Genomic DNA, 12,734 nt, shown 5'->3' with positions numbered 1-12,734 from the left:
TGCTGCGGCTGACCTCATAGGCAAAGTCCACATGGCCCGGCGTGTCGATCAGGTTGAGGACATAAATCTCGCCATCCTGCGCCTTGTAGTCGATGCGCACGGTATTGGCCTTGATCGTGATCCCGCGCTCGCGCTCGATATCCATGGCATCGAGCATCTGCTCTTTCATGTCACGATCCTGAACCGTCCCGGTTGACTGAATCAACCGGTCGGCAAGGGTGGATTTCCCGTGGTCGATATGGGCCACGATCGAGAAATTGCGGATGTGAGCGAGGTCTGTCATAGCCTTGGCATATGTATGGGAATAGGGCTTTGGTCAAGGTGGGATGATGCACGCGGGCCTGCGCAAATGCACCCCCGCAACAGCAGAGGTGCAGTCCGGGCTTTTGTCCTGCGCCTTAGGGGTCTAAGGGGGATCACGGCCCCCTTTTTTACCGGAGTTTCCCCGTTATGTCCTGCGCCCTCTGTGCCACCGATACCGGCCTCACCCCATACCCTGTCACAGGCGGCCCGGACGGGGCGAGCGTCAGCCTCTGCGCCACCTGCGCCGAGCAGATCACAGGCACGCCCGAGCCCGAGCATTGGCGCTGCCTTGCCGCGTCCATGTGGTCCGAGGATACCCCGACACAAGTGATGGCCGCGCGCATGCTCACACGCCTCTCCGACCATGACTGGGCGCGCGAACTGTCCGAGCAGCTCTGGCTCGAGGACGACACCCGCAAATGGGTCGAGAACATCGCCGAGGACGCAGGTGGCAACGAGACCGGCCATCGCGACAGCAACGGCGTGCCTTTGGCCCTAGGCGATACCGTGGTTCTGATCAAGGATCTGACGGTCAAGGGCGCCAATTTCACCGCCAAACGCGGCACGGCGGTGCGCGGCATCGCCCTTGTCCATGACAACCCCACCCAGATCGAAGGCCGGGTCGAGGGCCAGCGCATCGTGATCCTGACCGAGTTCGTCAAAAAACGCTGAGCCTAGCCCCGAAACACCGGCGCACGCCCCGCCAGATTGGCCGCAATCTGCTCCATCTGGTTCGGCTTGCCGATCAGTGCGGCCTGCTCCCGGCTCTCGGCCATCAGAACCGCCGCCTCATCGGCCCCGCTCTCGGCCACACCAATCAGACGCTTGGCGGCGCGGATGGCCGTGGGGCTGCGGCCTGCAATCTCGGCGGCCAGATCACAGGCCGCCGCCAGCGGATCATCGGCGAGGTCCGTGACCAGCCCCCATTCACGCGCCTGCACCGCAGAGATGGGCCGCGCCGTATAGGTCATGCGCCGGATCACGTCAGAACGGGTCAGCCGTGGCAAGAGCGCCATGCCGCCCATGTCCGGGATCAACCCCCATTTCATCTCCATGATGGCCAATTCCGTATCCGGGGCCGCAATCCGCACATCCGCCCCAAGCGCAAGCTGAAACCCCGCGCCATAGACAACCCCATGCAGCGCCGCAATCACCGGCACCGGCACCTGTCGCCAGGCCATCGCCACCGCCTGAAAGAGATTGCCCGTGCCATGGGTGCGCGGCAGGATCAGCCCCTCGGGGTCCCCCGCTGCCAATTGCGCGAAACTCATCACGTCGAGGCCCGCACAGAATGCTTTGCCTTCGCCCGACAGCACCACAGCGCGGATATCCGCCCCCATCAGCGCCTGCCCCGCCACAACAATCGCCTCTGCCATCTCGGGGTCAACCGCATTGCGCTTGTCCCCGCGCGTGAGCGTCACATGCGCGATGTGATCTTTGATCTCTGTCGTTACTCTGGCCATGCGATCCCCTCCGGCTTTGCGCCATGAAACACCATGCCCCACCCACAGACCAGCACAACGTCGCGGCACACCCTTGCAAGGCCTCGCCGCATCCCGTTAACTGCGCCGCATGACACATCCGCGCTATACCCCACTGATCCAAAGCCTGCCCGCCTCTGTCCCCTTTGTCGGGCCAGAGGAACAGGAACGCCACCGCGGCGCGCCCTTTGCCGCGCGCCTTGGGGCCAATGAAAACCTCTTTGGCCCCTCGCCCAAGGCGCTTGCCGCGATCCGTGCCGAGGCGGAAAATGTCTGGAAATACGGCGACCCGACCAGCCATGATCTGCGCGCAGCGCTCGCGGATCACATGCGCGCGGCCCCAGAAAACGTGCTGGTGGGCGAGGGGATTGACGGTCTCTTGGGCAATCTCGTGCGGCTCTTGATTGGCCCCGGCGATGCGGTCGTGACCTCGGACGGGGCCTATCCCACCTTCAACTATCACGTAACCGGCTTTGGCGGCACACTGCACAAGGTGCCGTATCGGGATGACCGCGAGGATCTGCCCGCCCTCATCACCCGCGCGCGGGATGTGGGGGCGAAACTGATCTATTTCGCCAATCCCGACAACCCGATGGGCACTTGGGTGCCCGGCGCGGATATTGTCAGCGCCCTCGACACTCTACCAGATGGCTCCCTGCTCTGTCTTGACGAGGCCTATGTCGAATTCGCGCCCGATGGCACCGCCGCTGACATCGCCGCCGATGACCCCCGCGTCATCCGCATGCGGACATTCTCCAAGGCTTACGGAATGGCTGGCGCAAGGATCGGCTATGCGGTGGGGGCGGCCCCCCTGATCAAGAGCTTTGACAAGATCCGCAATCATTTCGGCATGAACCGCATGGCGCAACTGGGGGCGCTCGCCGCCCTTCGGGATCATGACTGGCTGGCGCATGTGCAGGCAGAGGTGCGCCGCTCTCGCGACAGCATCGCGCATATCGCTAGGGAAAACGGCCTCAGCGCGCTGCCATCGGCCACCAATTTCGTCACCGTCGATTGTGGCCGCGACGGCACCTTTGCGCGCCGCGTTCTGGCGGGGCTGGTGGCGCGCGGGGTTTTCGTGCGCATGCCCTTTGTCGCGCCGCAGGATCGCTGCATCCGCATCAGCTGCGGTCGGACAGAAGAGATGGCGGTTTTGGCCAAAACCCTGCCCGAAGCGCTGACCGAGGCGGCTCAGGCGGGCTGACGTCGCGTAATGGCAAGGCTCATTCCGTGGCCCGCGCGGCCTCGATCAAGTCGCGCACCTGCGGCCCCAGCCCGTCCACAATCCGCGCCACGCCTTTGGCATTGGGATGAATCCCGTCTGCCTGAAACCACTCCTGCAACGCAGCCGGATCGCCGCCGCCCAGACCGGCAAAGAAATCCGGTGCGAGGATCGCGCCATAAGCCTCTGACAGATCAGGGTAAATGGCATCAAACGACGTCTTGTAATCAGCCCCGTAATTGCCCGGCGCCTTGAGTCCCACCAACAGAACCTCAACCCCCTTGGCCTCGGCCACTTGCAGGATCGCTTCGAGATTGCCGCGACTGACAGCCGGATCAATCCCGCGCAAGAGATCATTGCCGCCCAGGGCCACGATCATCGCATCCACCTCGGGTGTCAGGCTCCACTCCACCCGCGCAGCCCCGCCCGCCGTGGTATCCCCAGACACGCCCGCATTGATCAGCCTGGCCTCAACCCCTTGATCCTCCAACCATTTTTGCATCTGCGGCACCAGCCCATCCTGCTCAGGCAGACCGTAGCCCTGGGTCAGACTGTCCCCCAATGCCAGAACCGTGACCGGCTCATCGGCCATCACGGGGCTGACAAGGCTGAGAAACGCCACTACCACCTTGCCCAAGGGCCATCGAACCCCATATGACAGAAAACCTTTGTAAATCAGGCGCAAACGCATGAATTCTCCTATCCTGTCCCTCACCGACGTCACCTTGTCGCTGGAGGGAAATGCCGGTCTTGTGCGCATACTTCACGGGATTACCTTGGATGTCCACAAGGGCGAGACCCTCGGCCTGATCGGTCCCTCGGGTTCCGGCAAGTCTTCGCTCTTGATGCTCATGGGCGGGTTGGAACGCGCGACCTCCGGGCATATCACCGCCTTGGGGCAGGATCTGTCGGCCATGAACGAGGATCAATTGGCCCGCCTGCGGCGCGAGAATTTCGGCGTCGTGTTTCAATCCTTTCATCTCATTCCGACGATGACGGCACTCGAGAATGTGTCCACCCCGCTTGAGCTTGCAGGTGCGGCAAATGCCCATATGCGTGCCCAAGAGGAACTGGCCGCCGTGGGCCTTGCCACACGCGCAGGCCATTACCCGTCGCAACTCTCGGGGGGCGAACAACAGCGCGTGGCCCTTGCCCGCGCCGCCGCCCCCCGCCCCGCCATCATCCTTGCGGATGAACCCACCGGCAATCTCGACAGCACCACAGGGGCCGCGATCATCGACCTTCTCTTTGGCCTGCGTGACCGGCATGGCGCGACCCTCGTGCTCGTGACCCATGATCCCGACCTTGCCGCGCGCTGCGACCGCGTGGTCAGCCTGCGCGATGGCCGCATCGAGGGCACCGCATGAGCCTGCGCATCGCGGCTCGTCTCGCCCGGCGCGAATTGCGCGGTGGCCTGCGCGGCTTTCGCATCTTTCTCGCCTGCGTGATCCTTGGCGTGGCGGCGATTGCCGCCGTCGGCACCCTGCGCGAGAGCATCCGTGCCGGCATGACCGAACAGGGGTCAGCCATCCTTGGCGGCGATGCCGAACTCGAGCTGACCTATCGCTTCGCCACCGAGGATGAATATGCCTGGATGGCCCGCAACGCCGATGCTGTCTCGGAAATCGCCGATTTCCGCTCCATGGCGATTGCCCCGGACGGGCGGCGCGAACTGACGCAACTCAAGGCCGTGGATCACGCCTATCCGCTGGTTGGCACCGTGGTTCTTTCCCCCGACATGCCGCTCGATGTGGCGTTCGGCGGTTCCGGCGGTCTGCCCGGTGCAGTCATGCAGCCGATTCTCGCGGCCCGTTTGGGGATCACCGTGGGCGATACCTTTCGCTTGGGCGAGCGCGAGTTTCGGCTGATGGCCGAACTGGTGAAAGAGCCGGATCAAACCCGCGCGGGCTTTGGCCTTGGCCCCCGCACCATCGTCAGCCGCGCCAATCTCGACGGCTCTGGCCTGCTCAGCGCAGGCTCGCTCTTCACCACGAAATACCGCCTTGATCTGGCTGAGGGCACCGATCTGGCCGCCTTCGAGACCCGCGCGCTGCAAGAGCTGGAGGGTTCTGGCTTTCGCTGGTCCGATGCCCGCAACGCCAGCCCGCGTGTCGCCGAATTCGTGACCCGTCTGGGGGCCTTTCTGGTGCTGGTGGGTCTCTCGGGGCTTGCCGTAGGCGGTGTCGGCATCTCGGCGGCGCTGCGTGCCTATCTCGCGGGCAAGGTGCAGGTCATCGCGACATTGCGCACCCTCGGGGCGGATCAACGCACGATTTTCCTGACCTATTTCATCCAGGTCGGCGTTCTGGCCGTGATCGGCATCATCGGGGGGCTGATCCTCGGCGTCGGCCTGCCGGTGCTCTTGGGGCCTGTCATCGCGGCGCGCTTGCCCGTCCCTGCGATCTTTACGCCCTACGCCGCCCCAATGGCCGAGGCCGCACTCTACAGCGTGCTGAGCGTGCTCATCTTCACGCTCTGGCCGCTCGCCCGCGCGCGTGAGGTTCGCGCCGCCGCCCTCTACCGCGAAGCGGCGGGGGCCGCGCGCCGCTGGCCCGGCTGGCCATGGATCGCAACCACGCTTGGTCTCATCGCCGCCCTGCTTGGGGCCGCCATCCTCTTTTCCGGCAATCTGCCCCTCACACTCTGGACCGCAGGCGGCATCGGGGCCGCGCTTTTCGTGCTGTCCTTGGCCGCCATGCTGGTGCAAAAACTGGCCCGCAGCTTACGCCCCCGCCTTCGGGGTCGCCCCGCTTTGGGCTGGGCCTTGGGCGCCATTGGCGGGCCGGGCACCACCGCCGGACCCGTCATGCTCTCGCTTGGTCTTGGTCTCGCCGTGTTGGCCGCAGTCGGGCAAATCGACGGCAACCTGCGCCGTGCCATCGCCGCCGACCTGCCCGAGCGCGCGCCCTCTTTCTTCTTTGTCGATCTGCAAAAGGACCAGATGGCATGGTTTCTTGACCGGCTGGAGAATGACCCCGCCGTCAGCCGCATCGACAACGCGCCCATGTTGCGCGGCATCATCAGCCGCATCAACGGCCGCCCCGCAACCGAGGTGGCCCCCGGACATTGGGTGGTCGAGGGCGACCGCGCCGTGAGCTACGCCGATGCCTTGCCCGCCCGCACCGAAATCACCGAAGGCACCTGGTGGGGCGAGGGCTATACCGGCGCGCCGCAACTCAGCTTTGCCGCCGAAGAAGCCATGGAAATGGGCATCGGCATCGGCGACGAGATCACCGTGAATATTCTCGGGCGTGACATCACCGCCCCCATCACATCCCTGCGCGAGGTGGATTTCTCCAGCGTCGGCATGGGCTTTGTCCTTTTGATGAACCCGGCGGCGGTGGCGGGCGCGCCGCATACGTTCATCGCCACGGTCTATGCCGACGATCAGGCGTCCGAGGAACAGATCCTGCGCGACGTGACCGACCGTTTCCCCAATGTCACCGCCATCAATGTCCGCGATGCACTGACCCAAGTGACGGAGCTTCTGGCCGGTCTCGCCTCGGCCACCTCTTGGGGTGCGTCGGTGACACTGCTCACGGGATTTCTCGTGCTCATCGGCGCGGCGGCGGCAGATCAGCGCGCACGCACCTATGAGGCGGCCATCCTCAAGACCCTCGGTGCCACCCGCGCCCGTATTCTCTCAAGCCTCATCCTGCGCGCCCTCATTCTCGGAGGGGCGGCGGGGCTGGTCGCACTCGGGGCGGGGATCGGCGGCGGTTGGGCGGTCAGCCATTTCGTGATGGACACGCCTTTCAGCGTGATCTGGCCCTCTGCCCTAGCGATCATTCTGGGCGGCATGCTGGTGACGTTGCTGGCAGGCTTGGTCTTTGCCTTGGGCCCTTTGCGCGCCCGCCCTGCCCGGACATTGCGGGCGCGCGAATGACCTCTGCGGACTTGGTTCTTTATGGGCGAAATACTCTGGGGGTCCGGGGGTGAAACCCCCGGTCCTTCTGACCATTCCCGCGTTGATTTCACCCTCCAAGGCTGGCACTCCACCGGGGCACCGACAGGAGATGACATGACCGATTCGCTGCCGATCCCGCTCTCTGCTCCGCTCACGCCCGCGCAACAGACCATGCTGGTCAATCTCGTGCGCCGCGCCGCGCGCGCCGAAATCATGCCGCGCTTTCGCACCGTGACACGGGCCGATGCCACCACCAAATCCGGCCCGCATGATCTGGTGACAGAGGCCGATCATCAGGCCGAGGCAATGCTGGCGCGGGGGCTGCAACGGATGTTTCCGCATGCCTTGATCGTGGGCGAAGAGGCAGTCGCGGCCAAACCGGCCCTGCGCGAGGATGTGTCCGAGGCGGAACTGGCCTTCATCATCGACCCGGTGGATGGCACCTGGAATTTCGTCCACGGCCTGCCGCTCTTTGGCGTGATCATCGCCGTCACCCGCTTTGGTCGGCCGGTCCTGGGGCTGCTTTACGATCCTGTCTCGGATGACTGGATCATCGCGGACGAGGCCAATCCTGCGCGGATGGCTGCGGTTCAGGGCGCCGAGCGCCCGGTGCGCGTGTCCTCTGGTGGTGCCCTCTCGAACTTGCAGGGCTACATGCATTATTACCTGATGACACAGGCCCGTCAGGATAAGGTGGCCCCGCTTCTGCCCGCCCTTGCGCGCTGCATCGCGCTGCGCTGCTCTTGCCATGAATACCGTCTGCTGGCGCAGGGTGCCGTCGATTTTGTCCTCTCGGATGTTCTGAACCCATGGGATCACGCCGCGGGCGTGCTCATCTGCCAGCAGGCTGGCGGCGTGGCGCGGATGCTGGACGGGCGCGACTACAACACCTCGATCTCCAAGGGCGTTCTGCTCAGCGCCGCGAACGAGGCAACATGGGCCAGTCTGAAAGATCACTTTGCCTGTCTTTTGGACAACTGAAACCAAGAAAAAACTTTTCATTTGCCTTTAAAACGCCATTTCTGCATGACTTAGTTATGGCTTCGGCCCAATTTTACCTCATCGGATTTCAGGCATGACATCGACCCGGCGCATGACGGATCAAATCGACGTTGTCACCCTGTCCGACGCGGACCGGGCGGCAGCAATAGACCGGCTGTACGATGTGGCGCTCGACCCTGGGCGCTACGAGGCGCTGCTCGACCATTGGGAGAGCGCGATTGGCCCCCTGCGCGCGCGTGTCGATCTGAACGCGCCACGTCTTCTGGATGAGCCGCAGATATCCGAGCATTTCCGCCGCGCCACCGAGTTTCTCGACCGTTTGGCCCCTGAGGAGACCGATCGCGACGGGCTCCGTGCCATATTGGCCCCGTTCGACCGGGTGCCGGCCCTCTTGCTGGATCGCTGCCGCACCATCCGCGCCGCCAACCCTGCCGCGCATCAGGCCATGGACCTGCCTGCGACCGCGCGCCTCTGCGATTTGCCGATCCATGAGGGCGACATGGACGCGCTTGCAGGTGCGCTCGATCTGATGTTCGACAGCCGGGAAAAGGATACCGCCGTCCTGCGGGTGCGGTCGGTGCAGGCCGGTCAGCTGATCGTCTTTCGGCTGCAGCGCTGCGTTGCCGCCGATGGCACGGTTCTGGTTCTCGCCGCCTCCAATGAAATCAGCATGCCGCCGGGCTTTTGCGAGATCTTGATCGAGGCCTTTGATCTGACCCAGACCGAGGCCGACATCCTCTGCCATCTTGTCGATTGTCGCAGCGTCAATGAGATTGCCTCAGAGCGCGGGCGCTCGGTCGATACGATCCGCGCGCAGATCAAATCGCTCCTTGCCAAGACCGAGACCCATTCGCAACTCGAACTGGTGCGCCTCGCGCTCTCGATGATCGACATGACCGCCATGACCGTGCGCGCCGCCCCCGGCCCCCGCGTGGTCAGCCGGGGTTATGCGGCGCTTGCAGAGCGGGATTTCAAGTCGCTGGTCATGCCCGACGGGCGCAGGGTCGATTATCTTGTCATCGGGGCCCCGCGCGGGCGCCCCGTGCTCTACCTGCCGCTCGATTTTGGACTGGTCCGCTGGCCCGCCTCTGCCGAGACCTGCGCCACGCTGCGGGGGCTCAAGGTGATCGTGCCCCTGCGCCCCGGCTATGGCCTGTCGGATATGGTGACGCGGGGCGCGGATTATGATGCGTCGCTCTGCGATGATACGATGCGCATCCTGCGCGCCGAGGGCGTGACGCGCTGTCCCATCCTCTGCCTCAGCGGCGATGCCTTTTATGCGGTCAAGCTGGCCCGGCTCAATCCCTTTGCCTTCAGCGGGATCGTGGCCTGTTCCGGCATGTTGCCCCTCACCCGCCGCGAACAGTTCGAGCGGATGCACAAATGGCACAGGTTCATCCTCGCCGGTGCCAAATACACGCCGCATCTCTTGCCCTTCATGGTCAAGGCGGGCTTTCTGCTCGCGCGCAAGATCGGCAAGCGCAACTTTCTGCACGCGGTCTATGGCAACTCTGCCGCCGATGTGGCGGTGATCGAAGACCCGGAAGCCTTCGAAGCGCTCGCCACGGGATCAGAAGTGGCCCTCTCCGACAAACATTCAGCGCACGAGGCCTTCGCGCGACAACTCATCTCGGGGCAACTCGAGGATTGGAGCAGCGAGGTCGAGGCACTGCGCGGCAAGCTGCCGCTCATCTTCATGAACGGCGCCGATGATCCGCAGGTGCCGCTGGCCACCTTGGAAGAGTTCCGCCGCGACTACCCTTGGATCGAATTTCATCTGCTCGAAGAGGCCGGACAACTGGCCTTCTTCCGGCATTGGCGCCGGGTTCTCGACCGGGTCACACCTTTGCTCGCGGATTGAAGCGCCCCGCCGGTCGCATTGCGCGCAAAGTCCTCTGAAGCTGGCTTTGACGACCGGCGTTGACCGGCGCGCCCCTGCCCTGTCAAAGGTCGGGCATTCCCCCTCACCAAGGTCGGAAAAGTCGCCCGACGATCGCCCGGTTCCAATCGGTCAGTTCGTGTCCATGGTTGTCTCATACGGACAAGAGTTCCCCCTGTCCCAGATAGGAGATTGCCATGCCTGCCAAGATATCCCACACGCAAGACGGCTACGACCGTTTGTCCCTCGTCTTTCACTGGGCGACCCTTGTCCTCCTGATTGCCGCCTTCACGACCATCGAGGGCCGGGTGCTGTTCGAAAAGGGAACGGCGATCCGAACCTTCGCCAAGGAATCGCACTACGTTCTTGGCCTCTTGATCCTGTTGTTCACCCTTGCCCGTCTGACACATCGCTTGGGCAGCGGTGCCCGCCCTGCGATCCATCCTGCACCAGCCGCGCCCATGATGCTTGTCGCGCATGCCATGGCGGCGCTGCTTTATGCGTCCCTGCTCATTACGCCGGTGCTCGGGCTCTTGACCGTGCAGGTGCTGGGGGATCACGTCAATCTGGGCTTCGGCCTGTCCATTCCAGCCTTCGTCGGGAGCGAGAAAGAAGTGGGCAAGACACTTCAGTCTCTTCATTCCTTGCTTGGCGACACGATGTATGTGCTGATTGGGGCCCATGCCGCAGCCGGAATTCTGCATCATCTCGCGTTCCGCGACACGAGCCTTGCCAATATGGTCCCAAATCTTGCCACACCCCGTTCTTCTGCGTCCGGGCTGGACTCTATCGCCCAAAGCCGCGTGCAACGGTAACGCACGCCGCGAAGGTCGCGCCGTCCGGTCCCACCGGGCGGCATTGCGGCGCAGATCGTGACTTAGGCCGCGCTCTTCCATTCTTGCGGGGTCACGTAAACGATGCTCTCCCCGACACTGACCATCACGTCGCCGTCTTGAATATTGATCTGGAGCTTCATCGTGCGGTTGGCCATTCGCTTCAGTTCGTCCGTTTCCGTTTCGGAAAAATTGATCACCTGAAGATTGTCGAACCGGGTGGCGCTGTTCTTGATCTTGTCCCACCACATCTCGGCCGTCCGGCCACCATAGGGATAGACGATCACCCTTTGAGCCTTGCCACAGGATTGCCGCAGCACCTTCTCACTCGGAAGCCCGAGAGCCACCCAGACGTCAAGCTCTCCGCTCAGGCTTTTTTGCCAAATGTCCGGCTCGTCATCCGTTGACAGACCCTTGGTCATTTCCAGACGTTCATGGGCATTCAGCGCGAACGCCAAAAGGCGCACCATCAGCCGCTCCTCCGTCTCTGAGGGATGCTTTGCAACCGTCAGCTTGTGGGTCTCGTAATAGTGTCGATCCATGTCAGAGACGGTGAGTTCGACTTTGTAGATTGTGGCATTTTGCGCCATGCGATGTTCCAAAACATAAGAGATCGGCACCCCTACAGCATTTCGGGCGTGTTTTAAAGCCTTCGCCTGTGATCGGGGCCTTGTCGGGCCAGCCTGAGGCAATTCCGGCACGCCTTGGGTGCCCGGCGGACCGAGGGGACGCTCAGGGCGCTTTAATCGCACCTTTACCCTATTTGGGGTATGACAGACTCAGCTTATTCACACTAGCGTGAGGTCACGTGATCAGAGCGGCCCGTTTGAGTGATGGCGTATCCGTTTTTGTCACCTGTCCGCACCCAGTGCTATGGGACGGAAGTATTTTAAAGACCTATTTCAGCAGGACAAAGGGCGGCCCGTAAAGGCCGCCTTTTTCTTCTTTCGCTCTAGCCATGCGCCTATTCGGCGGCCTCGGCATAATCCTCGAGCGGCGGGCAGGTGCAGACCAGATGCCGGTCGCCGTAAACATTGTCCACCCGGTTGACCGGCGGCCAGTATTTGTCCACCCGAAAGGCCCCCGGCGGAAAACAGCCCTGCTCGCGGCTATAGGGGCGGTCCCAATCCCGGACCAGATCCTCCATCGTGTGCGGCGCGTTCTTGAGCGGGTTGTTCTCCGCATCAATCCGGCCTTCCTCGATGTCGCGAATCTCTTCGCGGATCGCCAGCATCGCGTCGCAGAAGCGGTCAAGCTCGGCCTTGGTCTCGCTCTCGGTCGGCTCCACCATCAGCGTGCCCGCCACCGGCCAGCTCATCGTCGGCGCATGGAACCCGCAATCAATCAGCCGCTTGGCGATGTCGTCCACGGTCACGCCCGCACTCTCGGCAAAGGGGCGCACATCAAGGATGCACTCATGCGCCACACGACCACCCCGGCCCTTGTAAAGCACCGGAAAGGCCCCCTCGAGCCGCTTGGCGATGTAATTGGCGTTGAGGATCGCCACCCGCGTCGCCTGCGTCAGCCCGGCACCACCCATCATCAGGCAATAGGCCCAGGAAATCGGCAAGAGCGAGGGGGAACCAAACGGCGCGGCGCTAACCGGCCCTTCGGCCCCGCCGGTTTCGGGATGCCCCGGCAAATGTGGCACCAGATGCGCCTTGACGCCAATCGGCCCCATGCCGGGACCGCCGCCACCATGCGGGATGCAGAAGGTCTTGTGCAGGTTGAGATGGCTCACGTCGCCCCCCAGATCACCGGGGCGCGAGAGGCCTACCATGGCATTCATATTGGCCCCGTCGATATAGACCTGCCCGCCATGTCTGTGCGTGATCTCGCAAACTTCGCGCACCGTTTCCTCGAACACGCCATGGGTCGAGGGATAGGTGATCATGCAGCCGGCAAGGTTTTCGGCGTGCTTCTCGGCCTTGGCGCGGAAATCCTCCACGTCGATATCGCCATTCTCGGCGGATTTGACCACGACCACATCCCAGCCCACCATCTGCGCGCTTGCCGGGTTGGTGCCATGGGCGCTGACGGGGATCAGGCAGACGCGGCGATGCCCCTGCCCCTGCGCCCGGTGATAGGCAGCAATGGTCAAGAGGCC

11 protein-coding genes and 1 pseudogene are annotated in these 12,734 nt (G+C 63.6%); 7 read left to right on the top strand and 5 right to left on the bottom strand.

The window, feature by feature from the left end:
* Positions 1 to 283: GTP-binding protein (locus KBT70_RS14040; RefSeq protein WP_296634856.1), on the bottom strand; the 283-nt coding region annotated here is incomplete at its 3' end.
* Between the two features lie 167 nt (positions 284 to 450).
* On the opposite strand from KBT70_RS14040, the gene KBT70_RS14035 reads away from it, so the two are divergent.
* Positions 451 to 975 carry an alkylphosphonate utilization protein gene (locus KBT70_RS14035; protein ID WP_296634851.1) on the top strand — a complete coding sequence of 175 codons (525 nt, stop codon included), beginning with the start codon at positions 451 to 453 and terminating at the stop codon, positions 973 to 975.
* Between the two features lie 2 nt (positions 976 to 977).
* On the opposite strand, the gene KBT70_RS14030 is transcribed toward KBT70_RS14035, so the two are convergent.
* On the bottom strand, positions 978 to 1,766 hold the full coding sequence (locus KBT70_RS14030; RefSeq protein WP_296634845.1) for a crotonase/enoyl-CoA hydratase family protein: 789 nt from the start codon (positions 1,764 to 1,766) through the stop codon (positions 978 to 980).
* Positions 1,767 to 1,875: 109 nt separating this feature from the next.
* On the opposite strand from KBT70_RS14030, the gene KBT70_RS14025 reads away from it, so the two are divergent.
* On the top strand, positions 1,876 to 2,988 hold the full coding sequence (locus KBT70_RS14025; RefSeq protein WP_296634841.1) for a pyridoxal phosphate-dependent aminotransferase: 1,113 nt from the start codon (positions 1,876 to 1,878) through the stop codon (positions 2,986 to 2,988).
* Positions 2,989 to 3,007: 19 nt separating this feature from the next.
* Here KBT70_RS14025 and KBT70_RS14020 read toward each other — a convergent pair whose 3' ends face one another.
* On the bottom strand, positions 3,008 to 3,697 hold the full coding sequence (locus tag KBT70_RS14020) for an arylesterase (RefSeq protein WP_296634837.1): 690 nt from the start codon (positions 3,695 to 3,697) through the stop codon (positions 3,008 to 3,010).
* Between KBT70_RS14020 and KBT70_RS14015 the strand changes: the two genes are divergently transcribed.
* The 5 genes from KBT70_RS14015 to KBT70_RS13995 all read left to right on the top strand — a co-directional run bounded on the left by KBT70_RS14015 (position 3,696) and on the right by KBT70_RS13995 (position 10,609).
* Positions 3,696 to 4,373, top strand: a complete 678-nt coding sequence (locus KBT70_RS14015) for an ATP-binding cassette domain-containing protein (RefSeq protein WP_296634834.1) — start codon at positions 3,696 to 3,698, stop codon at positions 4,371 to 4,373. The two genes, KBT70_RS14020 and KBT70_RS14015, sit on opposite strands and share 2 nt — an antisense overlap.
* Complete coding sequence (locus tag KBT70_RS14010; protein WP_296634832.1) at positions 4,370 to 6,892, top strand: FtsX-like permease family protein; 2,523 nt, start codon at positions 4,370 to 4,372, stop codon at positions 6,890 to 6,892. Before KBT70_RS14015 ends, KBT70_RS14010 begins: the two co-directional genes overlap by 4 nt.
* A gap of 135 nt (positions 6,893 to 7,027) precedes the next feature.
* Positions 7,028 to 7,894: an inositol monophosphatase gene (locus tag KBT70_RS14005; RefSeq protein ID WP_296634827.1), complete on the top strand. Its 867-nt coding sequence runs from the start codon at positions 7,028 to 7,030 to the stop codon at positions 7,892 to 7,894.
* Between the two features lie 94 nt (positions 7,895 to 7,988).
* On the top strand, positions 7,989 to 9,776 hold the full coding sequence (locus KBT70_RS14000; protein WP_296634824.1) for a helix-turn-helix transcriptional regulator: 1,788 nt from the start codon (positions 7,989 to 7,991) through the stop codon (positions 9,774 to 9,776).
* Between the two features lie 215 nt (positions 9,777 to 9,991).
* On the top strand, positions 9,992 to 10,609 hold the full coding sequence (locus KBT70_RS13995; protein WP_296634820.1) for a cytochrome b/b6 domain-containing protein: 618 nt from the start codon (positions 9,992 to 9,994) through the stop codon (positions 10,607 to 10,609).
* A gap of 62 nt (positions 10,610 to 10,671) precedes the next feature.
* Here KBT70_RS13995 and KBT70_RS13990 read toward each other — a convergent pair whose 3' ends face one another.
* Both KBT70_RS13990 and KBT70_RS13985 read right to left on the bottom strand, forming a co-directional pair.
* Positions 10,672 to 11,217 (bottom strand): YaeQ family protein, encoded by a 546-nt coding sequence (locus KBT70_RS13990; protein ID WP_296634815.1) that lies wholly within the window; start codon positions 11,215 to 11,217, stop codon positions 10,672 to 10,674.
* Between the two features lie 374 nt (positions 11,218 to 11,591).
* Positions 11,592 to 12,734: pseudogene (locus KBT70_RS13985) on the bottom strand (glycine dehydrogenase (aminomethyl-transferring)); the annotation flags it as partial.

The organism is Roseovarius sp., from assembly GCF_018066915.1.
Lineage (GTDB): Bacteria > Pseudomonadota > Alphaproteobacteria > Rhodobacterales > Rhodobacteraceae > Roseovarius.
This window is presented reverse-complemented; position numbering and strand designations above follow the sequence as displayed.